The sequence below is a fragment of the Paraburkholderia sp. J7 genome, from assembly GCF_905220155.1.
Lineage (GTDB): Bacteria > Pseudomonadota > Gammaproteobacteria > Burkholderiales > Burkholderiaceae > Paraburkholderia.
The window spans coordinates 1-242 of record NZ_CAJMYZ010000146.1; the positions used below are offsets into that span (position 1 = coordinate 1).

The following is a 242-nucleotide window of genomic DNA, read 5'->3' on the forward strand; positions in this document are numbered from 1 at the left end:
ATTCGATGCCCTCGCGCTCCGCGTACTGCTTCGCGCCCGCCACGGCCAGTGCGCCCGCGGGTTCGAGCACGCTGCGCGTGTCCTGGAAGACGTCCTTGATCGCGGCGCACAGGGCGTCGGTATCGACGGTCAGCACTTCATCGAGATAGGCCTGGCACAGGCGGAAGGTTTCCTCGCCCACGAGCTTGACTGCCGTGCCGTCCGAGAACAGGCCGACTTCGGTGAGTTCCACGCGCTTGCCT

Annotated in this window: 1 protein-coding gene; it reads right to left on the reverse strand. The window is 66.5% G+C overall.

Annotated features, from left to right (window positions below):
* A partial coding sequence (locus U5A58_RS40710; RefSeq protein ID WP_321965484.1) for a pyridoxal-phosphate dependent enzyme occupies window positions 1-242 on the reverse strand: 242 nt, incomplete at both ends.